The sequence below is a fragment of the Halomonas sp. ABH4_019 genome, from assembly GCF_056159885.1.
The window spans coordinates 163735-188733 of sequence record NZ_JBSWWC010000002.1; the positions used below are offsets into that span (position 1 = coordinate 163735).

24 protein-coding genes and 2 tRNA genes are annotated in these 24999 nt (G+C 68.0%); 4 read left to right on the forward strand and 22 right to left on the reverse strand.

Going from position 1 to position 24999, the window contains the following annotated elements:
• Positions 1 to 67: 67 nt before the first annotated feature.
• The gene (gene nadC / locus ACXAFN_RS07910; RefSeq protein WP_474987728.1) at positions 68 to 919 is read left to right on the forward strand and encodes a carboxylating nicotinate-nucleotide diphosphorylase; all 852 of its coding nucleotides are present in this window, start codon (positions 68 to 70) and stop codon (positions 917 to 919) included.
• A 4-nt stretch (positions 920 to 923) separates the two neighbouring features.
• On the opposite strand, the gene ACXAFN_RS07915 is transcribed toward nadC, so the two are convergent.
• Positions 924 to 1463, reverse strand: a complete 540-nt coding sequence (locus tag ACXAFN_RS07915; RefSeq protein ID WP_474987730.1) for a GNAT family N-acetyltransferase — start codon at positions 1461 to 1463, stop codon at positions 924 to 926.
• Positions 1464 to 1555: 92 nt separating this feature from the next.
• On the opposite strand from ACXAFN_RS07915, the gene tsaA reads away from it, so the two are divergent.
• Positions 1556 to 2278 (forward strand): tRNA (N6-threonylcarbamoyladenosine(37)-N6)-methyltransferase TrmO, encoded by a 723-nt coding sequence (gene tsaA / locus ACXAFN_RS07920; protein WP_474987732.1) that lies wholly within the window; start codon positions 1556 to 1558, stop codon positions 2276 to 2278.
• Positions 2279 to 2299: 21 nt separating this feature from the next.
• On the opposite strand, the gene ACXAFN_RS07925 is transcribed toward tsaA, so the two are convergent.
• The 13 genes from ACXAFN_RS07925 to dapA all read right to left on the reverse strand — a co-directional run bounded on the left by ACXAFN_RS07925 (position 2300) and on the right by dapA (position 16581).
• The gene (locus ACXAFN_RS07925; RefSeq protein ID WP_474987734.1) at positions 2300 to 3178 is read right to left on the reverse strand and encodes a helix-turn-helix transcriptional regulator; all 879 of its coding nucleotides are present in this window, start codon (positions 3176 to 3178) and stop codon (positions 2300 to 2302) included.
• A gap of 124 nt (positions 3179 to 3302) precedes the next feature.
• Complete coding sequence (locus tag ACXAFN_RS07930; protein WP_474987735.1) at positions 3303 to 3890, reverse strand: nucleotidyltransferase family protein; 588 nt, start codon at positions 3888 to 3890, stop codon at positions 3303 to 3305.
• Entirely contained in the window at positions 3880 to 4854 is a 975-nt protein-coding gene (locus ACXAFN_RS07935) for an XdhC family protein (RefSeq protein ID WP_474987737.1), read from the reverse strand. Before ACXAFN_RS07935 ends, ACXAFN_RS07930 begins: the two co-directional genes overlap by 11 nt.
• Before the next feature lie 28 nt (positions 4855 to 4882).
• Positions 4883 to 6160: a benzoate/H(+) symporter BenE family transporter gene (locus ACXAFN_RS07940; protein ID WP_474987738.1), complete on the reverse strand. Its 1278-nt coding sequence runs from the start codon at positions 6158 to 6160 to the stop codon at positions 4883 to 4885.
• Between the two features lie 40 nt (positions 6161 to 6200).
• Positions 6201 to 7004, reverse strand: coding sequence for an enoyl-CoA hydratase/isomerase family protein (locus ACXAFN_RS07945; protein WP_474987740.1), 804 nt, complete (start codon positions 7002 to 7004; stop codon positions 6201 to 6203).
• A 26-nt stretch (positions 7005 to 7030) separates the two neighbouring features.
• A complete protein-coding gene (locus ACXAFN_RS07950; RefSeq protein WP_474987742.1) occupies positions 7031 to 8560 on the reverse strand; it encodes an AMP-binding protein in 1530 nt (509 codons plus the stop codon).
• Positions 8553 to 9080 carry a (2Fe-2S)-binding protein gene (locus ACXAFN_RS07955; RefSeq protein WP_474987743.1) on the reverse strand — a complete coding sequence of 176 codons (528 nt, stop codon included), beginning with the start codon at positions 9078 to 9080 and terminating at the stop codon, positions 8553 to 8555. The genes ACXAFN_RS07950 and ACXAFN_RS07955 overlap by 8 nt, the downstream gene beginning before the upstream one ends.
• Entirely contained in the window at positions 9064 to 9909 is an 846-nt protein-coding gene (locus ACXAFN_RS07960) for an FAD binding domain-containing protein (RefSeq protein WP_474987745.1), read from the reverse strand. Before ACXAFN_RS07960 ends, ACXAFN_RS07955 begins: the two co-directional genes overlap by 17 nt.
• Positions 9906 to 12896 (reverse strand): xanthine dehydrogenase family protein molybdopterin-binding subunit, encoded by a 2991-nt coding sequence (locus tag ACXAFN_RS07965; protein ID WP_474987747.1) that lies wholly within the window; start codon positions 12894 to 12896, stop codon positions 9906 to 9908. Before ACXAFN_RS07965 ends, ACXAFN_RS07960 begins: the two co-directional genes overlap by 4 nt.
• A gap of 239 nt (positions 12897 to 13135) precedes the next feature.
• Positions 13136 to 13849, reverse strand: a complete 714-nt coding sequence (gene purC, locus ACXAFN_RS07970) for a phosphoribosylaminoimidazolesuccinocarboxamide synthase (protein WP_474987748.1) — start codon at positions 13847 to 13849, stop codon at positions 13136 to 13138.
• Positions 13850 to 13890: 41 nt separating this feature from the next.
• Positions 13891 to 14691, reverse strand: coding sequence for an MBL fold metallo-hydrolase (locus ACXAFN_RS07975; RefSeq protein ID WP_474987749.1), 801 nt, complete (start codon positions 14689 to 14691; stop codon positions 13891 to 13893).
• Positions 14691 to 15650 (reverse strand): lipoprotein-34, encoded by a 960-nt coding sequence (locus tag ACXAFN_RS07980; RefSeq protein WP_474987751.1) that lies wholly within the window; start codon positions 15648 to 15650, stop codon positions 14691 to 14693. The genes ACXAFN_RS07975 and ACXAFN_RS07980 overlap by 1 nt, the downstream gene beginning before the upstream one ends.
• A 46-nt stretch (positions 15651 to 15696) precedes the next feature.
• Positions 15697 to 16581, reverse strand: a complete 885-nt coding sequence (dapA, locus tag ACXAFN_RS07985) for a 4-hydroxy-tetrahydrodipicolinate synthase (protein ID WP_474987753.1) — start codon at positions 16579 to 16581, stop codon at positions 15697 to 15699.
• Between the two features lie 194 nt (positions 16582 to 16775).
• On the opposite strand from dapA, the gene ACXAFN_RS07990 reads away from it, so the two are divergent.
• Positions 16776 to 17252 carry a peroxiredoxin gene (locus tag ACXAFN_RS07990; RefSeq protein ID WP_474987755.1) on the forward strand — a complete coding sequence of 159 codons (477 nt, stop codon included), beginning with the start codon at positions 16776 to 16778 and terminating at the stop codon, positions 17250 to 17252.
• A gap of 52 nt (positions 17253 to 17304) precedes the next feature.
• On the opposite strand, the gene ACXAFN_RS07995 is transcribed toward ACXAFN_RS07990, so the two are convergent.
• Both ACXAFN_RS07995 and ACXAFN_RS08000 read right to left on the reverse strand, forming a co-directional pair.
• Positions 17305 to 18414 (reverse strand): AI-2E family transporter, encoded by a 1110-nt coding sequence (locus tag ACXAFN_RS07995; protein ID WP_474987757.1) that lies wholly within the window; start codon positions 18412 to 18414, stop codon positions 17305 to 17307.
• Entirely contained in the window at positions 18411 to 18659 is a 249-nt protein-coding gene (locus tag ACXAFN_RS08000) for a sulfurtransferase TusA family protein (RefSeq protein ID WP_474987759.1), read from the reverse strand. The genes ACXAFN_RS07995 and ACXAFN_RS08000 overlap by 4 nt, the downstream gene beginning before the upstream one ends.
• Before the next feature lie 133 nt (positions 18660 to 18792).
• Here ACXAFN_RS08000 and ACXAFN_RS08005 point away from each other — a divergent pair, with 133 nt between their 5' ends.
• Positions 18793 to 20301 carry a M48 family metalloprotease gene (locus ACXAFN_RS08005; protein ID WP_474987761.1) on the forward strand — a complete coding sequence of 503 codons (1509 nt, stop codon included), beginning with the start codon at positions 18793 to 18795 and terminating at the stop codon, positions 20299 to 20301.
• 274 nt (positions 20302 to 20575) lie between these two features.
• Here the strand turns inward: ACXAFN_RS08005 and nadA are convergent, their stop codons facing one another.
• The 6 genes from nadA to ACXAFN_RS08035 form a co-directional block, all read right to left on the reverse strand.
• Positions 20576 to 21604 (reverse strand): quinolinate synthase NadA, encoded by a 1029-nt coding sequence (nadA, locus tag ACXAFN_RS08010; protein WP_474987763.1) that lies wholly within the window; start codon positions 21602 to 21604, stop codon positions 20576 to 20578.
• Positions 21605 to 21896: 292 nt separating this feature from the next.
• Positions 21897 to 21972 (reverse strand) — tRNA-Lys (locus ACXAFN_RS08015).
• Positions 21973 to 22013: 41 nt separating this feature from the next.
• A tRNA-Lys gene (locus tag ACXAFN_RS08020) sits at positions 22014 to 22089 on the reverse strand.
• A 128-nt stretch (positions 22090 to 22217) separates the two neighbouring features.
• Positions 22218 to 23069 carry a 23S rRNA pseudouridine(2605) synthase RluB gene (gene rluB, locus ACXAFN_RS08025; protein WP_474987764.1) on the reverse strand — a complete coding sequence of 284 codons (852 nt, stop codon included), beginning with the start codon at positions 23067 to 23069 and terminating at the stop codon, positions 22218 to 22220.
• Positions 23069 to 23950, reverse strand: coding sequence for an SMC-Scp complex subunit ScpB (scpB, locus tag ACXAFN_RS08030; protein WP_474987766.1), 882 nt, complete (start codon positions 23948 to 23950; stop codon positions 23069 to 23071). Before scpB ends, rluB begins: the two co-directional genes overlap by 1 nt.
• On the reverse strand, positions 23947 to 24936 hold the full coding sequence (locus ACXAFN_RS08035; RefSeq protein ID WP_474989088.1) for a segregation and condensation protein A: 990 nt from the start codon (positions 24934 to 24936) through the stop codon (positions 23947 to 23949). The genes scpB and ACXAFN_RS08035 overlap by 4 nt, the downstream gene beginning before the upstream one ends.
• Positions 24937 to 24999 lie beyond the last annotated feature (63 nt).

The window sequence follows — 24999 nt, forward strand, 5'->3', positions numbered from 1 at the left end:
GACGTCTGGCGTGACCTTTCCCCTATAATGGACGTCCCAAGCTTTCCAGCACAGAGACCACGCCACCATGCACTATCAGGATGCCCTCGCCGAAGAGATCCGCGAAGCCGCCGCCCGGTTGCTGGCCGAGGACGTCGGCCCCGGCGACATCACCGCCGAGCTGATCCCCGAGAAACAGTGGGCCCGGGCCCGGGTGATCACCCGCGAGCCGATGGTGCTGTGCGGCGTGGCCTGGGTCGACGAGCTGTTCCGCCGCCTGGATCCCCGGGTCGTGCTGCACTGGCAGGCCGCCGACGGCGACCGGCTAGAGGCCGGCGATGCCCTGCTCGAGCTCGAGGGGCCGGCCCGCGGCCTGCTCACCGGCGAACGGGCGGCACTGAACCTGCTGCAGACGCTGTCCTCCACCGCCACCCGGACGCGGCACTACGTGGACCTGCTGGCGGGCACCGGGGTACGCATCCTCGACACCCGCAAGACCCTGCCCGGACTGCGCCTGGCCCAGAAATACGCGGTGAGCTGCGGCGGCGGGCACAACCATCGGGTCGGCCTGTTCGACGCCTTCCTGATCAAGGAAAACCACATCGCCGCCTGCGGCGGCATCGCCGCGGCCGTCGACGAGGCCCGGCGCATCGCCCGCGACCTGCCGGTGGAAGTGGAGGTGGAGACCTTCGAGGAACTCGACCAGGCGCTGGACGCCGGCGCCGACGTCATCATGCTCGACAACTTCACGCTGGCCGACCTGCGCGAGGCGGTGCGCCGCGGCGACGGGCGCGCCACCCTGGAGGCCTCGGGCAACGTCGACGAGACGACCCTGCGCGACATCGCCGAGACCGGCGTCGACTGCATCTCCAGCGGCGCCCTGACCAAGGACGTCAAGGCCATCGACCTGTCGATGCGCATCCTCGAGCAGGACGCTTGACGCCTCAGGCCGGGTGCGGCGGCAGGTTCTTTTCCAGATGCCGGCGCTGCAGGCGCTGGCCGCCGCGCTCGACCCACTCCTCGCGCACCCGCCGCCACCCCTGGCGCTCGAGGCCATCGGCCATCACCAGGCTGGCGTCGATGCTCGCCCGCTCGACGCCCCGCTCGCGCAGCAGCCGCTCGGCGTGTCCCAGCAGGGCGCTGCCGATGCCGCGGCGGGCCAGCGACGGCCAGACGTACAGCGACTCGACGTAGCCGCGGGGCTCGTCCAGCTCCAGGAAGGCCACGCAGCGACCGTCGCAGGTCGCCACCAGGGTGGTATAGAGCGCCTGGCGCGCCACCCAGGCGCTGCCCTCGCGGGGCAGCACCGCCGCCCAGGCCTCCCGTGCGGCCCGCTCGTAGTGCCCCATGGCGCCCTGCATGACGGCATGGTGAAAGACCTCGGCCTGGTCGGCGCCATCCTGGCCCCGGGCCTCGCGATAGAGGATCCGCGGCGCCCTGGCGGTGGTCGGGGCGTCCCCGCGTGCGGTGTCGATATGACCCATGGAGGGCTTCCTGCGATGATGAAGACGCCAAGAGACTACCGAAGCGGCGCCGCCGCGCCAATGCCTTACCGCGACAGCCACCGGATCGCCCCATGACCGACACCCCCGACGCCTTCGCCCTGACGCCGGTCGGGCGCATCGAGAGCGACTACCCCGACAAGTTCGGCATCCCCCGCCAGCCGGGCCTCGCCGACGCCGCGCGAGCCCGCCTGGTGCTGCTGCCACCCTACGATGACCCGCTGGCGGTGCGCGGCCTGGAGACCTTCAGCCACCTGTGGCTGACCTTCGTCTTCCACCTGAGCCCCGAGCGCTGGACGCCGCTGGTGCGCCCGCCACGGCTCGGCGGCAACGCCAGGGTCGGAGTGTTCGCCAGCCGCAGCACCCATCGCCCCAATCGTCTGGGGCTGTCGCTGGTCGAACTCGAGGGCATCGACACCGAGGGCGGCGTACGCCTGACGCTGCGCGGCGCCGACCTGGTCGACGGCACTCCGGTGCTCGACATCAAGCCCTACCTGCCCTGGGCGGAATCGCGCCCCGAGGCCCGCGCCGGCTTCGCCCCCGGGGCCCCGGCCGCCCTGCCGGTGCGCCTCGCCCCGGCCGCCGAGGCGGCCCTGGCCGCACGGGCCGACGGCGAGTCGCTGCGCGCGCTGATCCATCAGGTGCTGGCCCAGGACCCGCGCCCCGCCTATCGAAAGGGCGCCGAGGAGCGCGTCTACGGCGTACGCCTGCGCGACGTGGACGTGCGCTTCCGGGCCGTGGTTGAAGGAAGTGGCATCGTGCAGCTGCGAGTGCTCAAGGTGGTCCCCTGCGCATAAAACCTCGGGGCGTCCTCATTCTCAGCCACTCACGGAGCTTCCTGATGCACGGGCAGAATAGTCATCGATCGCCTTCTGGTACTGGCTGGGTGAGGCCCCGATATGGCGGCGAAAGAAGCGTGTGAAGTGGCCCTGCTCAGAAAATCCCAAGTTTTCAGACAAGTTACCCAGGGTGCCGGAGCGATTGTCGGATAGGCCGCGAAACGCCATCCGCATCTTGCCGATGTTGGCAAACATCTGCGGCGTCATGCCGGTGTTCTTCTTGAACAGGGTAAAGAAATGCGCGCGTGAAAGACCGCACTGGCGGGCGATGCCCTCCATGTCGAGCTCCCCCTGGGGATGGTCGAGGATGAACTGGCTCGCCTGGCGAATTCTTGCATCGTAGAAGTCGCTGGCCATCCCCACTCTCAGCTTGGCTAAGTGGCGCCAGTCGGAGTGTTTCTCGGTGATGCCGATCATCAAATCACACAGCAGCTCTTCCAGCCTGTCCTGAGGCACCAGTCCGAAACAGAACATGGCGTCGATCAGCAGGTCGGCATGGTGTCGCATGCGGGACGTGAGTTCGATGCCGGGAGTAGAGAAGAAGTCGGGGCGGCCACTCAGCGCCAGTCCACGCTGCAGGGCCGCCAGCCAACTCGGCTCAATATACAGCGCCAGGATCAGAGTATCGCCCGCACCACGCTGGTGGTCGTAGAAGTGCGGCTCCCAGGCGTTGATGAGCACCGCCGTCCTGTCGGTCAGCGGCAACCTGCGGTCACGCACCGAGAAGTAGGTATCTTCCCCGGAGACCTTGAGCAGTACATGGCATTCCGAATGGGCGTGGGGCACCAGCGACTCGTCCATGTCAAGCAGGGCAACGCGACCAAACTCGCCATGCAAGATGCGGTGGGCACTCGACATGACGTCCTCGTCAGTAGAAATGTAAGGTGAGCTGGTTCTCGTCAGCGTACCATCTCTTGACCGCACACCGGTCACCACCAGACCAAAGTCGCAAAATGCGCCTCGCTGCAGCCCCCAAGCCCCGTCATGCACTGCCCAGGAACAGGTCGCCTGGCCGGTCGACATCCTGTACCACACCAGGATCCTGCACCTCGATTTCGATACAGCAGTGGCGGTATTGATCCACTATACAGCGAGCTCCCTCATTGCCGGTCAAGCGCTCCAGCGACCCCCAGAAACATCGCCCGAACAGCACCGGGTGCCCCCCTTGCCTTCTATAGAAGGGTCGCACGATCACCTGGTCACTAGCCCTTGAGCACAATGAAGCGAGGGTATCCCCGCTCAACCAGGGCATATCGCCCAGCATCACTGCCACTGCCGCAGCCTGACTCTCGTTCCTGAGCACGCGGATACCGGCGGCAAGACTTTCCCCCATGCCCAGCTCTGCCATCTCGGCAACAATAGTGCCGATATCCCTGGCAATGCCCAGTTGTACGGGATCATCATCGATGCCCAGCACCACCCGGATCTCGCCGAAATGTGGCCTGAGAGTAGCCAGCGAGGCGGCCAGCAGCGGCCCACGCTGTGGCAGGTGCGCCAGGCGCTTGTCGCTGCCGAAGCGGCGCGCCTGGCCTGCCGCCAATACCAGGGCAACGACGGCGTCAGAGCGCATCACGCGATTTCCCGTGGTAGACCCGCACGATATCCGCTACCACGGCCAGGGCGATCTCGGCCGGGGTCTTGCTGCCGATGGCGAGGCCGATAGGCATATGGATCCGCTCGATCTCTGCCTGGGACAGCCCTCCCGAGCGCATCAGCCGTGTGGCGCGGGCATCCGAGGTCCGCTGTGAACCCATCACGCCGATATAGAAGGCCTCGGTACGCACCGCCTCGATCATCGCCAGATCGTCGAGGCGAGGATCATGGGTCAAGGCCACCACGGCCGTCGCGGCATGGCATCCCCCCGCCGCGATGTAGGCCGAAGGCAATTGCGGTACAACCGTCACGCTCTCGACGTGGAATCCCTCGCGTGCCTCCGTGCGGGGGTCGCAGACGATGACCTCATGCCCCAACATCTTGGCGAAGCCGGCACAGGCCTCGGCCATCGGCGAGATACCGGCCAGCAGCAGGCGCAACACGGGCCCGATACGGATGTCGACCGCCCCGGGGTGTCGTACCACGCTCGCCCCCCCAGGCTCCTCATCATTATCGGCCCGCACGGTGCCGGACTCGAGATCGACCCGACGCTTCAGCCGGCGCTGTCCCAACAGAGCCAATTGCAGCGCCTCGAGATGCGCCAGCCAGGCTCCGGCGGCAGCGCGGTGCTCGATCAGCACCTCCAGTACCCCACCACAGGGCAGGGCGAGACGTCGGCTCTCCTCGCGACTTTCTCCGTAGCGACGCAGGGTCACCGGCCGCTCGAAGTCGCCGGCGATGAGTTCCTCTAGGAAGGCCTCCTCGACACAGCCCCCCGATAGCGAGCCGACATACTGACCGTCGCGACGCGCCACCAGCATGGCACCCGGCCCCCGAGGGGCCGAGCCGTAGGTCGAGAGCACGGTGCATAGCCAGATGGGATGGCCATCGCGGACCCAGGCCAGCGCCTGGGTGATCACCTGGGTATCGAGATCGTGCATCACTCCCCCCTCCTCTGCTCCGCCGCGCTCAGTCTGCTACTTGAGCCTTCTCTGACTCGGGATCGAGCGTCTTCTCGCCCAGCAGCAGGGAGACCGCGATACCACAGACCAGCGCCCAGAAGGGGGCGCTGATCCCCAGCAGAGTGATGTTACTCATCGCCACCACCAGTGCCACGAAGGCACCGATCTGGTGGCCGCGATGCCGGGAGAAGGCATGCTGGAAGGCCGCCAGCAGCACCCCGATCATCGCCAGGCCGGCCACGCTGCCGATCAGGGCGCTGGGCAACGCCAGGATGAAGGGCACCGCCGCACCGGCGAACAGGCCGAAAGCACAGAACAGCACGCCGTTCACCAGGGTGGCACCATAGCGTGTGCTCTTGTCGTCGCCGGCCTGCTCCGAGGAGCAGATGGCGGTCATCGGGCCGGCGATGTTGGCGTTATGCCCCCCGAGGAGCCCCGCGAGCATACCGCCGATGCCGCTGATGATGGTCATGGCATTGACCGGAGGACGGTACTCCTCGGCCAGAAGCACCCCGGTGGCCTGGGCATTCTCGGCCCCGATCACCAGTGCCGCCAGCGGCACGGAGATGGCCAGGAAGGCCCCCAGAGTAAAGCTCGGTGCGGTGAACTGCGGCGCGACGAAGGCGATATCCACGTCGGCGGGCTGGACGGCGCCCATCGCGAAGGCCACGCCGAGCCCTACCACAGCCGCTACCAGCACCGGCGGGACCGACTTGACGAAGCGTGAGCTGAGAAAGAACACTACCACCGCCGCGCCGGCGATCCAGGGGGCCGCGCCCACCGAATCGACCGCGCCGATACCGAAGCGAATCAAGGCGCCCGCGATCATCGCCATGACGATGGGCATCGGCAGCCAGCGCATGATGCGCCCGACTACGCCGCTGACCCCCAGCAGTAGGACCAGAGCCCCGCTCATGATGAAGGCGCCGACCGCCTCGCCGAAAGGAATGGTCGCCAGGGCGGTGATCATGATCGCCGCCCCGGGAATCGAATAGGCGCCGGTGATCGGCTGACGGTAGCGCGAGGCCATGATCAGGCTGATCAGGCCACCGAGAAAGTAGATGGCGAACAGCCAGGCCACGGTCTGGCCATTGCTCAGGTTGCCGGCTTCGGCGGCACTGATCACGATCAGTGCCGGCCCCGAGCAACCGAACAGCGCCGCGACGATGCCGGCACTGATCGACTTGGCCGTGAAGACCCGAGTCAGGTCCTTGAGCAGCGGACGCTTGGCGTTCACGTCTGCACTCGGCGTGGGGCTGGCCCCGTTGTGGTCGTGTGCTTGCATGGGGTTCTCCTGGCTTTGTTGTTGTGTGGTGGAACACCGATCATTCACCGGTGAAGACGGCCCGGCGCTTGCCATGGAAGGCCTCGACACCTTCGCGGAAGTCGAGGGAGTTGCGCAGCCGGCTGTAACAATGGCCTTCCATCTCGATCGCCACCGAAAGCATTGCATCCTCGTTGTCGTTGATCAGTCGCTTGGCGGTGCGCTGGGCGAGCGGCGAGAAGCTGCGCAGTTCCTCCACCAGGGCGTCGGTGGCACTTTCCAGCTCGGCATCGGGCACGCACTCGGTCACGAAACCCCAGTCCAGCGCCTGCTCACCGGACACCCGCTTGGCGCGCATCACCATGTGCTTGGTCCGGGTGATGCCGATCGTTTTCTGCAGGCGGGCAGAGCCTCCGGAACCGGGAATCTGCCCCAGTTTCTGCTCCGGCAGGGCATAGAGGGTCGTCTCGGAGGCGATGCGGAAATCGCAGGCCAGCGACAGCTCGAAGCCGACGCCGAAGGTGTAGCCACGGTTGGCGGCGATCACCGGCTTCGAGCAGCGCGCCGGGGCGGCCACGTTGTCGGCGAGCTTCGAGACATGTTCCGGCGAGGCCTCGAGGAACCCCTTGATGTCGCCACCGCTGGAGAAGTGCTCGCCCTCGGCGCGCAGCACGATGACGCGCACGCCGTCATGTGCATCCAGCGCCTCGAACACGCGGCGCAACTCGTCGCGCTGGGGCATCGAGATCACGTTGAGCGGTGGATGGCCGAGGATGATGTCGGCGCGCTCGGCCTCGGCGTCGACCTGGACCCTGAAACCGTCGAAGTCGCTGGCCAGGATGGTGTTCACGTCGGTGATAGTCATGTCTTGGTTCCTTGTCGGTTTGCTGATTAGTGGGGTTGTGCGCTGGGGGTATCCTGTTCGCGCAGCACGCGGCGCAGGATCTTGCCCACCGGGGACTTGGGAATCTCGTCGACGAAGACGTAGCGCCGCGGGCGCTTGAAGCGCGCCAGGCCGGAATCGACGCAGTGCCGGTCGAGTTCGCCCTCGTCGATGGCCTGCCGGGCTTTGACGAAGGCGGTGACCACCTCACCCCACTGCTCGTCGGCCAGCCCCACCACCACGACCTCTTCCACCTGCGGGTGCACCGAGAGCACATTCTCGATCTCCACCGGGCTGACGTTCTCGCCGCCGGTGATGATCAGATCATCGACCCGGCCGGTGACGAAGAGGTCGCCATCGGCGTCGAAGTAACCGGTGTCGCTGGTGAAGTACCAGCCCTCCTTGAGCGCCTTTCGGTCGGCATCGGGGCGGTGCCAATAGCCCTGGAAGGCCTCGTCGCCGGCCATGTCGGCGATGATCTCGCCCTCTTCTCCCACGCCCAGGATCTCGTCCGGCGACTCGGTGCCCACCCGGACCACCCGGATGCGTTGGTTGAGCGCAGGCCGACCCGATGACCCCGGCTTGTCACTGGCCCGCTGGTCGATGGTGAAGGTATAGATCTCGGAGCTGCCGTAGTGGTTGACGAACAGGCTGGGCTTAAAGGCTTTCTGGACACGTGCCATCAGCCCTGCACTCATCGGCGCGCCGGCGAAGCCCAGCTTGTCGACGCTGGCTACCCGTGATGGCGAGAACTCGGGGTGCTCGATGAGCATGTGATACAGGGTCGGCACCAGGTAGAGGTTGGTCACGCCTTCACGCTGGATGGAATCCAGCGTCGCCGCAGGGTCGAACTTCGGCACACAGACGAAGTGGCCATCAACCAGCGCCATCGACAGCAGCGAGCGCACGCCCATCGTGTGATAGAGCGGCATCACGCCGAGGGTGCACTCGTCATGGCGATAGAGGTTCTGGGCCACATGGGCCAGCGCTGCGGTGCGCTCGGCGCGATGCAGGCGTGGCACGCCCTTGGGCTTGCCGCTGGTGCCCGAGGTGTAGAGCATCAGCGAGACATCCTCGGCGCCGGCACGTAGCACCAGCTCACCTTCCACACCGAGCAGGGCGTCGAAGTCATGAGCGCCGATGTCCTCGACCTCTCCGGCAGTGATGCGCGGCAGCCGCTGCGCCTCGGGACAGCCGTTCACCGCTTCGGCCACCGAAGCGTCATAGGCGAGCGCCTTGACCTCGGCATCCTCGATACAGTAACTCAGGTCCCGGGCCGTGGATCGCCAGTTGAGGGGAGTGACCACGATCCCGGCGAATTGGCAGGCCCAGTGCAGGGTCGCCATCTGCCAGCGATTCTGCATCACCACCAGCAGACGATCCCCCTTGGCCAGGCCCATCGCCTCGAGGCTCCTGGCGACACTCTGGATATCGGCGAACCACTCGGCATAGGTCTTGCGAAACTCGCCATCGGAAATAGCGATCGCCCGAGGGCGACGCTCCACCGAGGCAAGAAAACTGCGACCAAGATCAAACATCGTTGTTCTCCAGTTGACTGTCGGGCACGGCCGCCTCGCGGCGCGTCCGAGCCACTTCGAGTACCGCCTGGACCATGCCGGTATAGCCGGTGCAACGGCACAGATGACCCGACAGCATGTCGCGCACCTGGGCCTCGCTGGGGTCGGCCACACGGTCCAGGAACTCCTCGCAGGACATCAGAATGCCTGCGGTGCAGAAGCCGCACTGCAGGGCGTGATGACGCCGGAACGCCTGTTGCAGATCGGAAAGGCCCTCCTCTCCTGCCAGCGACTCGACGGTGTCGAGCCGCCGACCCTCGGCCTGTACCGCGAGCATCAGGCAGCTGCGGCTGGCGCGACCGTCGACGCGCATCGTGCAGGCCCCGCACACGCCGTGCTCGCACCCCACGTGCGTGCCGGTGGCGCCCAGTTCGTGGCGCAGGAAGTCACACAGCTGGGTACGGGGCTCGGCGTAGCCACTGCGCTCGCGGCCATTGAGGGTCAGGGTCACGCGTATGCGCTGGTCAGCCTTGGCGTGCATGGGCGATCTCCTCGTCACTTGGCCCACCGGCGATCAACTGCCGGCCGAGCTCACGGATCAACTGGCGGCGATAGGCCGCCGTGGCATGGGCGTCGTCCTCGGCACCCAAGGACCAGGCGAGGGTGTTGAGGACCTCGCTCGGGTCATCCTGGCGGGCGAATTCGCGGCTCACTGGGCGGTCGGCGACGCCGCCCACGCCGAGAGTGACTCGGTCGTTGTCGATCACTGCCGCCAGCGCGACGATGGCGAAGTCGCCATGGCGCATGGCTACTTCCTGGAAGCGGTACTCCGCGCCCGGCCTCGCCAGGGGGAAACGCACCTCGGTGATCAGCTCGTCCTGACGGCGATCGGTGGTCAATACGCCCTGGAAGAAGTCCCCCGCCATGACCTGGCGCGACTTGCCGCGGCGGTTCTCGAGCACCACCTGCCCTCCCAGGGTGACCAGGCACAACGGCAACTCGGCGCTGGGATCGGCGTGGGCGATCGAACCGCATACCGTGCCGCGGTTACGGGTCTGCCAATGGCCGATCCAGGGCATTGCCTGCGCCAGCAACGGGACCGCTTCGGCGAGGCCGGGGTACTCGAGTAGTTCGGCCTGAGTCACCCCGGCGCCCACCGCCAGATGATCGTCACGCCGCTCGATGTAGTGCAGGTCCTCGATACCGGCGATATCGATCAGTTGCCCGGGCTGGGCCAGGCGCATGTTGAGCACCGCCATCAGCGACTGTCCTCCGGCGATCAGCCGGGCGTCATCACCCGCCTCATGCAACCGTTCGCAAGCCTCGCGACGGCTCGAGGTGCGCAGATAATCGAAAGCTGCGGGCTTCATGAACGACCTCCCAAGCGGCCGAAAAGGATCTTGAGGCGCTGCCACAGCGACGAGCGTGGCGCGGTGCCGCCCATCCGCTGTGACAGACGAGTGAAAATCTGGCCGATGATCATCCTCGAGGCGCTTTGCAGCATGCGCCCGCCCACCGAGGCGACCTTGCCGCCCACGGAGGCGTCGTAGTCATAGTCGAGGCGGGTATGACCGCCCTCGATCTCGGTCAGGCGAATGTGTGCACTGCCGTCCGCCGAGCCCATGGCGCTGGTGCCAGACCCGGAGAGTCGCAGGCCGTGGGGAGGGTCGAGGTCGGAGAGTGCCACCCGCGCATCGAAGCGCGCGCGGATCATTCCCACGCCGACGGTGACATCGGCGCGATAGGCATTCTCCCCGGTAAGTTCCAGGGCATGGCAGCCAGGAATGATGGCCTGCAGGGTCTCGGGGTCGAGCAGGGTGTCGAAGACCGCCTGAGGGCTGCCCGGCAGCGTCACCGAGTCGCTGGCGGTGAGCCGCGAGCCGCCACCGGCTGCGGGAGCCGTCTGATCCTCGCCCACTCCTTGGGGCCGCGGAGGCTCCTCGATGCCGATCAGGGTGCGTACCTTGGACGGCGTCAGCGGCAGCTCGATGTCCGCGATGCCTAGCGCGTCGGCCACGGCATTGGCGATGCACACCGGGGTGCTCATGTTGTTGCCCTCACCGACCCCCTTGGCGCCCAGCGGGGTAAACGGCGACGGCGTCTCCCTGTGCAGGATCAGTGGTTCAGGCACCTCGACGCTGGTCGGGACCAGGTAGTCGGCGAAGGTGCCGGACTGGAAGCTGCCATCGTCGCCGTAGGCGAACTCCTCCATCAGCGCCGCCCCAAGCCCCTGGGCGAAGGCTCCGCGCACCTGGCCATCGACCAGATCCGGATTGAGCAGGCGGCCGGCGTCATGCAGGGTGACGTAACGATCGAGGGTCACCCTGCCGGTGATGCGGTCGACCTCCACGCCGCAGTAGTCGAAGATGAAGCCGTAGCAGAGCGAGCTGTTGATACGATCGTCATCGTCCGGCGCTTCGAGCTGGGGCGGTGACCAGGAGGCCGTCTCGCGCAACCCGCCCGGCTCGCCCTCGGGCAGGGTGCCCGGCGCCCAGTGCGTGGCGCCGGCCAGGCGGCCGAAGGGCATCGTGAGCTCGCTACCGTCCACCCTCACCTGTCCTTCGGCGAAGCGGATGCGTGCGGCCTCCACCTGCCACTGGGCGGCGGCGATGCCGGCCAGGCGATCGCGCACCTTCATCGCCGCCTTGTAGACGGCGCCGGCCACGGCGCCGGAGAAGCGGCTGGAGTAGTTGCCCGAGGCGATCGACCAGGCATCCTTGCCGGTATCGAGCTCGACGTTGACGCGGATCGACTCCAGCGGCACCCCGAGCACCTCGGCGATCACCTGGGCGACCACAGTGCGGTGCCCCTGCCCCTGGGGTGTCGAGGAGACATGGGCGCTGACGTCGCCTAGCGGACCGACGCTGATCGTGGCGGTGCTTACCGCCCCGTTCTTGGGGCCGGCCTTGCGCCGTTCCTCGAGCGTCATGGCGGTGGTGATGTAGCCCATGTTGGAGATCGACGGCTCCACCGCCACCGTGTAGCCGATGCCGTAGAGTCGACCTCCACGTCGTGCTGCATCGCGGCGCGCCAACAGCTCGTCCAGTCCGCCGTCACGAACGCCTTGCTCTACCGAGGCGGGATAGTCGCCTGAGTCGAGCAATGCCCCGGCCGCGGCACGGTAGGGGAAGCTCCCGGACGGCACCAGGTTGCGGCGGATCACCTCGAGAGGGTCCAGCTCGAGCTCCACGGCGATGCGCTGCATCAGCCGCTCGAGGGCGAAGTAAATCTGGGGGCCACCGAAGCCACGGTTGAGGCCGGTGGGCGTCTTGTTGGTCAGCGCCACCCGGTTCCGCACCTGGAGATGTTCGATGGCGTAGGCACCGGTCAGGTTGCCGTGCATGCGATAGAAAGTCGCCGGCTCCGGTGCCCGCAGGTAAGCGCCACAGTCATCGACCTGGTCCCAACGCATCGCGGTGACCCGGCCATCGCCGGTCACCGCCGCCTCGATCTCGGTGACGCGATTGGTGGCCGAGGACGCCCCCTGGAGATGCTCGAGACGATCCTCCACCCACTTGACCGGAGCGCCGGCCTTGCGCGCGGCCAGGCCCATCATCACCACATAGGGAAAGACCCCCTGCTTGATGCCGAAGCTGCCACCGGAGTCCGGTGGGGTACGCAGGCGAAGACGGTTGCCGGGCACATTGAGTGCACGTGCCATCACCGAGTGCAGTGCATAGGGGCCCTGGAAGTTGGAGAGCACGTCATAGCTGGCACTGGCCGGGTCATACTCGGCGAGGACCACGTAACACTCCATCGGCGTACAGGAGCTGCGCGGCACGCGTACCTTTAGCGAGACCCGATGCTCGGCCTCGGCGAAGGCCCGCTCGGGATCGCCGTAGCGGAAGTGGCGCTCGCTGACCACGTTGCTTCCCACTGACTCGTGGAGCAGTGGAGCGTCTTCGGCGACGGCCATTTCGGTATCCACCGCGACAGGCAATATCTCGTACTCGACGCGTATGGCCTCCAGGGCATCCTCGGCAAGATAACGGCTCTCGGCCATCACGACGGCAACCGGCTCGCCGACATAGCGCACCTTGTCGACCGCCAGGCACCAGTGCTCCATAGGCTGGCGCACACCAACCGGAAAAGGCCGCGCCCAGCGCTTGATATCCTCTCCGGTGAGCACCTCGTGCACGCCACTCATGGCCAGCGCGGCTGACGCATCCACCTGGAGCAGGCGTGCATGGGCATGGGGCGAGCGCAATACCGCGGCATGCAAGGTGCCTGGCGCAACCGCCAGGTCGTCGGCATAGCGGCCCTGTCCATGCAGCAGAGCATCGTCCTCGACACGCTGCTGTCGTCGACCAATCTGGCCCGACTGTCCCTCCCGTATGGTCGGCTCGAAAGTGTTCATTCACCTCTCCACGATGGCCTTGTCGGATTCGGTTGCCATCTGGAGAGGAGTCTAAGGAGCTATGCATCACTCGGCCTTGCCCGACGTGCTGGAGTTTGGCCCGAGCATCGGCTGATTTACCCGAGAGTCTGAATTGCGACCAAAGAATAAGAGGCTGGAACCGGCCTGCAGACACCGTCAGAACGCAGGAAGGCGGCCCGAGGGCCGCCTTCCCATGATCGCTTCGCGAACTCGCGAATTTAGTCGAAGTCGACGCCGATCCGCTTGCCCACCTCCTCGTAGGCCTCGATCACGCCGCCCAGGCCCTGGCGGAAGCGGTCCTTGTCGAGCTTCTCGCGGGTCTTCGCATCCCACAGCCGGCAGCCGTCCGGGGAGAACTCGTCGCCCAGCACGATCTCGCCCTTGAACAGCCCGAACTCGAGCTTGTAGTCCACCAGCAGCAAGCCGCCGTCGGCGAACAGCGCCTTGAGCACCTCGTTGACCCTGAAGGTCAGCGCCTTCATCTCGGCCAGCTGCTCCGGGGTGGCCCAGCCGAAGGTCTCGGCCAGCGACTCGTTGATCATCGGGTCGTGGAGGGCATCGTTCTTGAGGAACAGCTCGAAGGTCGGCGGCGCGAGCTCGCTGCCCTCTTCCACGCCGAGGCGCTTGACCAGGCCGCCGGCGGCGATGTTGCGCACCACGCACTCCACCGGGAGCATGTCCATGTTCTTGACCACGCACTCGGTGTCGGAGCGCAGGCCCTCGAAGTGGGTCGGAATGCCCGCTTCCTCGAGCTTGCCCATGATGAAGGCGTTGAAGCGGTTGTTGACCTTGCCCTTGCGCTCGAGCGACTCCATGCGCTCGCCGTCGAAGGCGCTGGTGTCGTCGCGGAAGTGCAGGATCAGGCGATCCGGGTCGTCGGTGGCGAAGACCGACTTGGCCTTGCCGGCGTAGAGTTCTTGACGCTTTTCCATGGGAGCCTCCACAGGCAACTGTCAGATGGAATTCTGGAATCTCAGGTGATCGCCTGCCAGTCCAGCCCCTGATCCTGGGCCGCCACCGTCAGGCGTGCATCGTCGCCGTCGAGCAGGGGCGCCAGGGCCGCCAGGGCCAGCTCGGGGCGATTGTTGTGTTCGGAAAGGTGCGAGCAGACGATGCGCTGCAATCGGTCCAGCCCCAGGCGCTGCAGCAGCCAGGCGGCCTGGGCGTTGGCCAGATGCCCCCAGCGGCCGCCGACGCGCCGCTTGAGGCTCGGCGGATAGGGGCCGGTCTCGAGCAGGTGGACATCGTGGTTGCACTCGAGCACCAGGGCGTCGCAGTCCTGGAAGGCCTCGACGACGTGCTCGCTGGGATGGCCCAGGTCGGTGAGCAGGCCGAGTCGGCGCTCCCCGGCGGCGAGGCGAAACTGCACCGGCTCCCGGGCATCATGGGGCACGGTGACCGGGTCGATCTCTATCCCCTGGATGGCGAAGCGTGACTGGGGGGTGATCCAGTGACGATGGGGCATCTCGCCGAGCTTGCCCGACAGCCAGGTGCCGGGCGTGAGGTAGACCGGCACCTTGTGGCGACGGGCCAGCGGGCCGACGCCACGAATGTGGTCGCCATGCTCGTGGGTGACCAGCACGGCGTCGAGCTGGCGGGGATGCAGACCGAAGCGGGCCAGGCGGCGCTCGGTCTCCTTGAGGCCGAAGCCGCAGTCGACCAGCAGCCGCGTCTCGCCATCGCTGACCAGGGTGGCGTTGCCCTTGCTGCCGCTTCCCAGCGAGGCGAACCGCAGCCGCCCCGCGGGCATCTCCGGCGTCGCGGCCGACGCCATCAGCTCAGCAGGCCCGCCACCCGCTCGAGCAGCTCGCGCCGATCCTCGTCGGACAGCTCGCGCTCGTCGGCGGAGCGGGCGCGCAGCACGGTCTGCTCGGCCCCGGCGGCCTCGAGCGACAGGCGGATGCGCTGGGGCTCTTCGCTGCCGAAGCTGACCAGCGCCTCCCAGGCCCCCTCGCTGCGTGCGCTCAGGGTCAGGTAATCGACCAGGAAGGCATGGCTCGAGGCATCACGCTCGACCAGTTCGCGCCGGCCCTCGACCACGAAGTCCTCCTGCAGCTGGTAGCTCAGCTCGGCCCAGGTGCGCTCCAGATCGAAGGGCAGCTCCAGCCGCCACTCGCCGGCCTGCTGGGTCAGCAGGGGGCGGGCGCGCTGCTCGGGGCGCTGGACCGCCAGGGAGGTGGCACTGGCGGTGGCGCTGCGGGCCTCGAAGCGCCGCTCCAGGGCCTGCAGACAGCCCGCCAGCGGCGCCCCGCCCTGCTCGCAGCGCAGCTCGCTGGCACCCTGCTGCAGGCCGGGCCGCACGCTGAACCGGGCCTGATCGGTCACCAGCAGGCCGGCATCGGCATCGCGACGGACCACCGTCAGGTTGCGCTCGGCCACGAAGCCTTCGAGCTCCGACCACACGGCGCCGGGCGCGGCGCCGACCACCAGCCAGCGCCGGTCGCCGACCTCGCGCAGGGCGACCCCGCCGGCCTCCACGCCGCTGCCGGCGCCGAGGGCCCGCGGCGGCGGCACCCGGAACTCCTCGCCCTGGGAGGCGAAGGCGCCTTGCGCCTGGGGCACCGGCATGGCGTCGCGGTAGCGACGGGTATCACGACTGTCGGGCAGCACCAGAGGCGCGCTCGCCTCGGCCTCGGCGTAATCGACGCCGCGATCGTCGAAATAGCCGTCGCGGGCACAGCCGGCCAGGGCCAGCGCCGCCACCAGCGGCATCCATTTCAGCGCAGAGCTCATGCGTCCACCTTGCTCAAGTTGTCCAGGTTGCGGCGTCGCGCACCGCTCAATCGTCGATCACACCGGCCAGCTGCAGGGCCTCGCTGACGGTGGAGTGGTACTTCTCGGAGAGCCAGGTCAGCGGCAGGCGGATACCCGCCTCCGCCAGCCCCATGCGGTTCAGGGCCCACTTGACGGGGATCGGGTTGGCCTCGATGCCGAGGTTGGTGTGCAGCGGCATCAGGCGGGTGTTGATCTGGTGGGCCTTCTCGGCATCGCCGGCCACCGCAGCGGCGCACAGCTCGTGCATGGCGCGGGGCGCGACGTTGGCGGTCACCGAGATGTCGCCGTGGCCGCCCATCAGCATGAAGTCACAGGCGGTGCCGTCGTCGCCGGAGTAGAGCATGAAGTCGCTGCCCTCGAGCCGGGCGATCAGGTCCTCGGCACGCTCCAGGTTGCCGGTGGCGTCCTTGAGGCCGACGATGTTGTCCACTTCCGCCAGGCGCAGCACGGTCTCGTTGTAGAGGTCCGAGCAGGTACGCCCCGGCACGTTGTAGAGAATCACCGGCAGGTTGCTGCCCTCGGCCACGGCCTTGAAGTGCTGGTAGAGGCCTTCCTGGGTCGGCTTGTTGTAGTAGGGGCAGACCGACAGGCAATAGTCGGCCCCCACCTCGCTGGCGTAGCGCGCCAGCTCCACCGCCTCGGAGGTGGCATTGGCGCCGGTGCCGGCGATGACCGGGATGCGGCCGCCGACCTCTTCCACCACGGCGCGGATCACGTCGAAGTGTTCGGCGAACGACATGGTGGTCGGCTCGCCGGTGGTGCCCGCCGCGACGATGGCATCGGTGCCGTTGTCGAGATGGAAGTTGACCAGGGCCCGCAGGGCCTCCCAGTCGATGTCGCCATTGACCTTCATCGGTGTCGCCAGCGCGACGATGCTACCCGTGATCATCCTCGTCTTGTCCTCTCACTGCCTGCCGGGCGACCACAGGGCCTCGGTCGCCATGGAAAACCCGTCCGCACCCGCGGGCTCGATACCAGGGGACAAATGGTACTCAGGGCTCGAGAGCCTGTACAGCGGCGACTTTACAGTCGCCCGCGGGTTGCGTGTAATCGGGCCTCTCATTCCCCGATTGGAGACATGCCATGAGCGTCAGCCTCGGCCAGCCGGTGCCCGACTTCACCGCCACCGCCACCGGCGACACCACCCTGAGCCTCGCGGAACTGCGCGGCCGCCAGGTGGTGGTCTACTTCTACCCCAAGGCCAGCACGCCCGGCTGCACCACCGAGGGCGGCGATTTCCGCGACCGCAAGGACGCCTTCGACGCCGCCAACACCGTGATCGTCGGCGTGTCCCGGGACGGCATCCGCGCCCAGGAGAACTTCAAGGCCAAGCAGGACTTCAACTTCACGCTGCTGTCCGACAAGGACGAGGCGGTGTGCCGACTGTTCGACGTGATCAAGCTCAAGAAGCTCTATGGCAAGGAGCACCTGGGGATCGAACGCAGCACCTTTCTGATCGACGCCGACGGCAAGCTGGCCCGCGAATGGCGCAAGGTGAAGGTCAAGGGGCACGTGGACGAGGTGCTGGAGGCCGCCCAGGCGCTGCACGCCGGCCGCTGAGATCGCCCCGGCGGGCCGTCGGCGCCCGCCGGGAACGCCCGGTCCAGCGGCGTCAGGATTCCTCGAGCGCCTCGGGCTGGGCGGCGGCCTCTTCCTGGCGATGCTGCTGGATGCCCCGGGGCCAGGCATAGACCAGCGCCTTGAGCAGGGTGGCCAGCGGGATGGCGAAGAAGATCCCCCAGAAGCCCCAGATGCCGCCGAAGAACAGCACCGCCAGGATGATCGACACCGGATGAAGGTTCACCGCCTCGGAGAACAGCACCGGCACCAGCACGTTGCCGTCCAGCGCCTGGATCACCCCGTAGGCGATCAGCACGTAGAGGAACTGGTCGCCGAGGCCGAAGTGGAAGCCGGCCACCGCCGCCACCGGCAGGGTCGCCACGGCGGCGCCGATATAGGGCACCAGCACCGAGAGCCCCACCAGCACCCCGAGCAGGGCCGAATAGGGCAGCCCGAAGAAGGCGAAGGTGAAGAAGGCCACGCTGCCGACGATCACGATCTCAGTGACCTTGCCGCGCACGTAGTTGGCGATCTGGGCGTCCATCTCCTGCCACACCCGGGTCATCAACCCGCGACGACGCGGCAGCAGCGACACCGCGAAGCCCACCAGCCGATCCCGATCCTTGAGCATGAAGAACACCAGGATCGGCACCAGCACCAGGTAGACGATCAGCCCCACGATATTGCCCAGCGAGGACAGCGACAGCGACAGCGCCCGCTGGCCGAGCTGAGTCACCTCGCGGCCGGCCATGCCCACCCAGTTCTGGATCTGGTCCGGCGTCACCAGCTGCGGATAGCGTGTCTGGAGACTGTCGAGCAGCTGCTGGCCGCTGGCGAACATCCGCGGCGTTTCCTGGACCAGATTGACCAGCTGGGTCCAGATCAGGGGCAGCAGGATCAGCGCCATGGCCAGCAGCACGCCGATGAAGGCCAGATAGACCAGCATCACCGCCAGGAAGTGCGGCACCCGGCGGCGGGTCAGGGCGTTCACCCCGCCCTGCAGCAGGAAGGCGATGACCAGGGCGGTGAGAAAGGGCGCGAGCATCTGGCCCAACCAGATCACCACCGCGAAGCCCAGTACCAGGACCACCAGCAGGATCACCGCCTCCTCGTCGGAGAGATAGTGGTCGACCCAGCTGCGCAGTACCGATCGCAGCGTCATGGCGACGCCTCCTCGCCCTTGCGAATCCAGTAATGGAAGGCCTCGCCGCGTTCCTCGCGATCCGGCATCTCATGGACGCTCTGGGCGATGAAGGTCTCGAAGTCCTGCCAGGAGCCGGCATCGGTGGCCACCACCTCCAGCAGCTGGCCGGGGGCCAGGCGCGACAGCGCCTGCTTGGCCTTGAGCAGGGGCAACGGACAGGGAAGTCCTCGGGCGTCGAGGACGTCGTCGGGTTGCACAGCCATGATGTCTCCCGGGAGAATGCCTGAAGCATGCCGCCGTGGCCATCGCCACGCGCGGCAGGAATGCCTGCGATTTAAAGGCACTTTCCCCCCCGAATCAATGTCGGAAGGGTTTCCGCCCACGCGCCTGACGAGGATGGCCATGCTGCGTCGACTCCTGCCCCGTCTGCCCGCCTTCGCCCTGGGCCTGGCCCTGAGCGCCCCGGCCCTCGGCCAGACCTCGTCGCTCGAGTTCCAGAGCCAGGCCACGCCGCTGCCCTTCGATCGCCACTCGACCCTCGAGCTGCCGAGCCTGCTCCGCGGCGACACCCAGGCCGTGAGCGGCGAGGAAGTCCGCCTGGGGCGGGCCTGGCTGCGCCAGTTCCGCGCCCATGCCCCGCAATGGCGGGATCCCCTCGCCGAGGACTACCTGGCCTCGCTGGTGGCCCGACTGCTGCCCTACAGCAACGTCGGCGGCATCGACCCGGTGATCACCCTGGTGGCCAGCGAACGGCTCAACGCCTTCGCCGTGCCCGGCGGGGTGATCGGGGTCAACGCCGGCCTGTTCGCCTTCGCCGAGGGCGAGGCCCCGCTGGCCTCGGTGATCGCCCACGAACTCGGCCACCTCGCCCAGCGCCACTTCGCCCGTGGCCAGGCCCGCGCCGAACAGACCCGGCTGCCGGCCATGGCCGCCATGCTCGCCGGCATGCTGATCGCCGCCGGGGGCGGCGGCGACGCCGGCATCGCCGCGGCCATGGGCTCCCAGGCGGCCCTCGTCCAGGACCAGCTGGCCTATTCGCGGCGCTTCGAGCGCGAGGCCGACCGACTCGGCCTGCAGACCCTGGCCGATGCCGGCTACGATCCCCAGGCCATGGTCGAGATGTTCCGCACCATGCAGCACATGGTCGCCCTGCAGGGCGGCAATCCACCGGAATTCCTGCTCACTCACCCGGTCACCGAATCGCGCATCAGTGACGCCCAGGCCAGGGTCGCCCAGCTTTCGGTCGTTTCGCCGCGCGACGACGACACCGAGTTCCAGATGATTCGCGCCCGCGCCCTGCTGGCCATTCACGACCAGGCCCCTCGCCAGGCGCAGACCCGGCTGTCCCGGGGCGGCGCCTCGGAAGCGGCGCGCCGCTACCTGACGGCGCTGATCGATGCCCGCGAGGGCCGCACCGATGCCGCGCTCTCCGCCCTGGACGCCCTGGCCGGACGCCTGCCGGACCTGGCCCTGCTGCCGGCCTCCGCCGCCCAGGTGGCCCTGGAGGCCGGCCGGGCGGACGAAGCCATCGCCCGCAGCCGGCGCCAGCTCAGGCTGATGCCCGACTACACGCCGGCCCGGCTGCTGCTGGGCGAGGCCCTGCTGCAGCGCGACCCCGCCGAGGCCTACCGAGAGCTCCGGGCGCTGGCCGCCCGGCGCCCGGAGGATCCCCAGGTGTTCACGCTGCTGGCCGAGGCCGCCGGGCGCAGCGGCCGCCGGGCCTGGGGCCACCTGGCCCGGGCGGAGCACTTGCAGCTGACCGGCCACATCGACCGCGGCATCGAACAGCTGGAGGTCGCCGAGGACGTCGCCGAGGAGAGCGGCGACGCCAATGCCCTGGCCAAGGCCGAGCAGCGGCGCGAGGCCTTCGTCGGCTACCGGGAAACGATGGAGGACTTTCGCTGAAGGGCAGCGGGCAGCGGGCTGCGGGCTGCGGGCTGCGGGCTGCGGGCTGCGGGCTGCGGGCTGCGGGCTGCGGGCTGCGGGCTGCGGGCTGCGGGCTGCGGGCTGCCATGATCGGGTAAGCTAACACCCGTGACAAATATCACGGGCTTTGGCTCGAAGCTCGAAGCTCGAAGCTCGAAGCTCGACAGCAGCGTGAATCAACTCGCCCCTACGGCACGGCCGTAGGGGCGATGTTTCTTACGGCTCCAGGCTGATAGCTCCCGACGAAGCCGGGTCAGGAATTGAACTCGAGCATCCGCGTCAGCGGCTTGAGCGCCGCCCGGCGCAGTTCGTCGCCGACGTGGATCTCGCCCTCGCCCTCGCGCAGCGCGCCGGCCAGGTTGTCCAGGGCGTTCATCGCCATCCACGGGCAATGGGCGCAGCTCCTGCAGGTGGCGCCGTTGCCGGCGGTGGGCGCCTCGAACAGGGTCTTGTCGGGCACCGCCTGCTGCATCTTGAAGAAGATGCCGCGATCGGTGGCCACGATCAGTTCCTCGTTGGGCAGCGCCTTGGCGGCCTTGATCAGCTGGGAGGTCGAGCCCGCCACGTCGGCCAGCTCGACCACCGAGGCCGGCGATTCGGGATGCACCAGCACCGCGGCGTCCGGGTACAGGCCCTTGAGGTCCTCGACGCCCTTGGCCTTGAACTCCTCGTGGACGATGCAGGCGCCGTCCCACAGCAGCATGTCGGCGCCGGTCTGCTTCTGAATATAGCCGCCGAGGTGCTTGTCCGGCGCCCACAGGATCTTCTCGCCGCGGGCCTTCAGGTGCTCGATCACGTCTACCGCGATCGACGAGGTCACCACCCAGTCGGCACGCGCCTTCACCGCCGCCGAGGTGTTGGCGTAGACCACCACGGTGCGGTCGGGATGCTGGTCGCAGAAGGCGCTGAACTCGTCCGCCGGGCAGCCCACGTCCAGCGAGCAGGTCGCCTCCAGGGTCGGCATCAGCACGCGCTTCTCCGGGGAGAGGATCTTGGCCGTCTCGCCCATGAAGCGCACCCCGGCCACCACCAGGGTGTCGGCCGGATGGCGGGCGCCGAAGCGCGCCATTTCCAGGGAGTCCGCCACGCAGCCGCCGGTCTCCTCGGCGAGCTGCTGGATGGCGTCGTCGGTGTAGTAGTGGGCCACCAGCACGGCGTTGTTGGCCTCGAGCAGACGCTTGATCTCCTCGATGCGGGCCTCGTCCTCGGCGGGAAGGCGCGTGGGGCAATAGGAACGCGCCAGCTGCTCACGCAGCTCGGCACGGGAAGTCATGATCGTCATCGTGTCTACCACTGTGACCGGCAGGGGCTCCCCCTGCATTGCACCAGGTGCCGACGCACGTGCGCTCCGCACGCCGCGACACACCCGCGGGTCAACCGTCGCGTCTACCGCCGTGGCCGACCCATCTCCATTCTAGCCGGAACGCGCGCGCCGCGCCCGCACCGTGCAAGAAAAATGACAGCTCTCGATCATGACGCCGTCATGACCGCCTTGCAAGGCCCGCGGGCGATCGGATCGCGACTAACCGCACACGAAAAACGCCCCTGCCTCGGGGAGGCAGGGGCGTCGAATCTGGTGGGTCGTGTAGGATTCGAACCTACGACCAATTGGTTAAAAGCCAACTGCTCTACCAACTGAGCTAACGACCCATGATGCATGGCGGTTCGGTCGCCATGAATCCAGGCTCGGATGGTGGGTCGTGTAGGATTCGAACCTACGACCAATTGGTTAAAAGCCAACTGCTCTACCAACTGAGCTAACGACCCGTCCGAACGGGTGCAGATAATACGGATATGCCCCCGACCTGGCAAGGACTTTTTTGTCTTTTCAGCGACTTTCCGGCGGCGGCGGCGACGGCCGCTCGAGGCCCGAACACCGCCGCGGATCGCCTCGCTCAGCGGCGCGACCGGGGCTTGCGCATCGCCTGCACCGGGCGACGCTTGTGCTTGTCGCGGCTCCAGCGGTTCTTCTCGTCGGGGGTCAGCTCCGGCACCTTGCGCGACGGCAGTCCCGCCATTTCGGCCAGGTCGTCGACCTCTTCCTGGCTGAGCTCCACCCATTCGCTGGCCTTGGCCCGCTTGTCGAGGAAGATGTTGCCGTAACGCACCCGCTTGAGGCGGCTGACGGTCAGCCCCTGGGACTCCCACAGCCGGCGCACCTCGCGGTTGCGCCCTTCCATGATCACCACGTGGAACCAGGTGTTGATGCCCTCGCCGCCGAACTCCTGCACGTCGGTGAAGCGTGCCGGGCCATCCTCGAGCATCACCCCCTCGACCATGGCCGTGACGTTGGCCTGCTGCACCTCGCCCATCACGCGCACGGCGTACTCGCGTTCGATCTGGGTCGAGGGATGCATCAGCCGGTTGGCCAGCTCGCCGTCGGTGGTGAACAGCAGCAGGCCGCTGGTGTTGATGTCGAGGCGGCCGATGGCGATCCAGCGCTCGCCCTTGAGGCGCGGCAGGCGATCGAAGACGGTGCGGCGCCCCTCGGGATCCTTGCGGGTGCACAGCTCACCCTCGGGCTTGTTGTACATGATCACCCGCCGCGGCACCTCCTCGGCGGCGCGCAGGGTCACCGGGCGATCGTCGAAGGCGACCCTGTCGCGGGTCTCGATGCGATCGCCCAGGGTCGCGACCTGGCCGTTGACCTTGACCCGGCCGTCGGCGATGGCGGCTTCCATCTCGCGGCGCGAACCCAGCCCCGCCCGGGCCAGGACCTTCTGCAGTTTCTCGGTGGTGGTGCTCATCAGTCGTCTGTCTCGCTGGTAGTGGGTTCCGCCCCCGGGGCAGCGTCATCCTCGACGCGGCCCCGGGCACGTTCGGACAGGCGAGCCTCCAGGTCGGCGAAGCTCAACCCCGTCCGCTCGGACGCCGTCTCGGCGTGGTCCTCGTCGGCCATCCCGGCCGTCGTCTCGTCGGCCGCCGGCACCGTCTCGGTTTCGGTGGCGGCCGGTGCGCCTGCGGCCTCGCTGGCCTCGGCGTCTTCCTGGGGCGGCGCGTCGCCGCCGTCCTCGGGGGGCGCATCCGCCTGGCCCAGCACCTCGTGCTGGGGCGGCGGCGGGGTGTCCTCGAGGGAGTCCTCGGGCTCGGCGAAGGCCTTCAGCTCATGCATCGGCGGCAGTTCGTCCAGGGTCTTGAGCCCGAAGTCGTCGAGAAAGGCCCGGGTCGTGGCGTAGACCGCCGGGCGACCGGGCACGTCGCGATGCCCCACCACCCGCACCCAGCCGCGCTCGACCAGGGTACGCATGATCGAGCCGCTGACCGTGACGCCGCGCACCTCCTCGATGTCGCCGCGGGTCACCGGCTGACGATAGGCGATCAGCGCCAGGGTCTCCAGCAGCGCCCGGGAGTAGCGCTGGGGCCGCTCGTCCCACAGCCGCGACACCCAGCTCGAGAGCCGCGGGCGAATGCGCAGCTGGTAGCCCGAGGCCGTTTCCAACAGTTCCATGGCGCCGCGCTCGTGGCGCACCTCGAGCCGCCCCAGCGCCTCGCGCAGCGAGCGCCGCGGCGGGCGCTCGTGGTCGTCGAACAACGACTCCAGGCGGTCCAGCGACAGCGGCTCGCCGGCCGCCAGCAGCGCGGCCTCGAGGATCTCGTCCAGGGCATCGGGGAATTCCATGGCGGTCATGGCGACTCGCTCCCTTGGTCGTCGTCATCCGCGAAGGGGCTCTCCCCTTCCGCCTCGTCGTCAGCGTAGGCCGCTTCTTCTTCATCGTCGTCCCGGGCTCCGCCGCGGGCCCGCACGTGAATCGGCGACAGCGGGGCGTTCTGCACGATCTCGATCATCGCCTCCTTGGCCAGCTCGAGGATGGCCATGAAGGTGACCACTACCCCGGCGCGCCCCTCCTCGAGGGTGAACAGCGCCTCGAAGGCGGTATAGTGCTCGTGGTGGAGCCTGTCCATGATCGCCAGCATGCGCTCCCGGGTCGACAGCGCCTCGCGGCTGACCTGGTGGGCCTGGTTGAGCTCGGCGCGACGCAGGATGCCGGCCAGCGCCCCGAGCAGCTCATCGAGCTCGACGTCGGGATGCACCACCCGGGACTCCAGCGGCGGCAGCCCGGCCCGGGCCGGAAACCAGTCGCGGCCCAGCCGCGGTAGCTCGGCCAGGGCCTCGGCGGCATGCTTGAGCCGCTCGTACTCCTGCAGGCGGCGGATCAGCTCGGCGCGCGGATCCTCCTCCTCGTCGTCACCGCCCTCTTTCGGCGGCTTGGGCAGCAGGGTACGCGACTTGATCTCGGCCAGCATCGCCGCCATCAACAGGTATTCGCCGGCCAGTTCGATCTCCATGGCCTTCATCAGCTCCACGTACTCGATGTACTGGTGGGTGATGGCCGCCACGTCGATGGCCAGGATGTCCAGGTTCTGGCGACGAATCAGATAGAGCAGCAGATCCAGCGGCCCCTCGAAGGCCTCGAGGAAGACCTTGAGCGCCTCCGGCGGAATATACAGATCCTCCGGCAGCTGGGTGATCGGCTCGTCGAACAGCCGCCCCAGCACCTCGGCGCTCTGGGCGATCGCCTCGCGCTCGGCGTCGCTCTCCCCGGCCCCGTCGGCGACGGTCGGGTCGGCGGAGCCCCCCGGGGCGTCGTCGGGGGCGTCGGTGGACGGGGGCATCTCGCTCACGCAGGGGCTGGCCTCCGGGCTGGTGGGGCGGCGAATGATCGACCGCACAGTCTA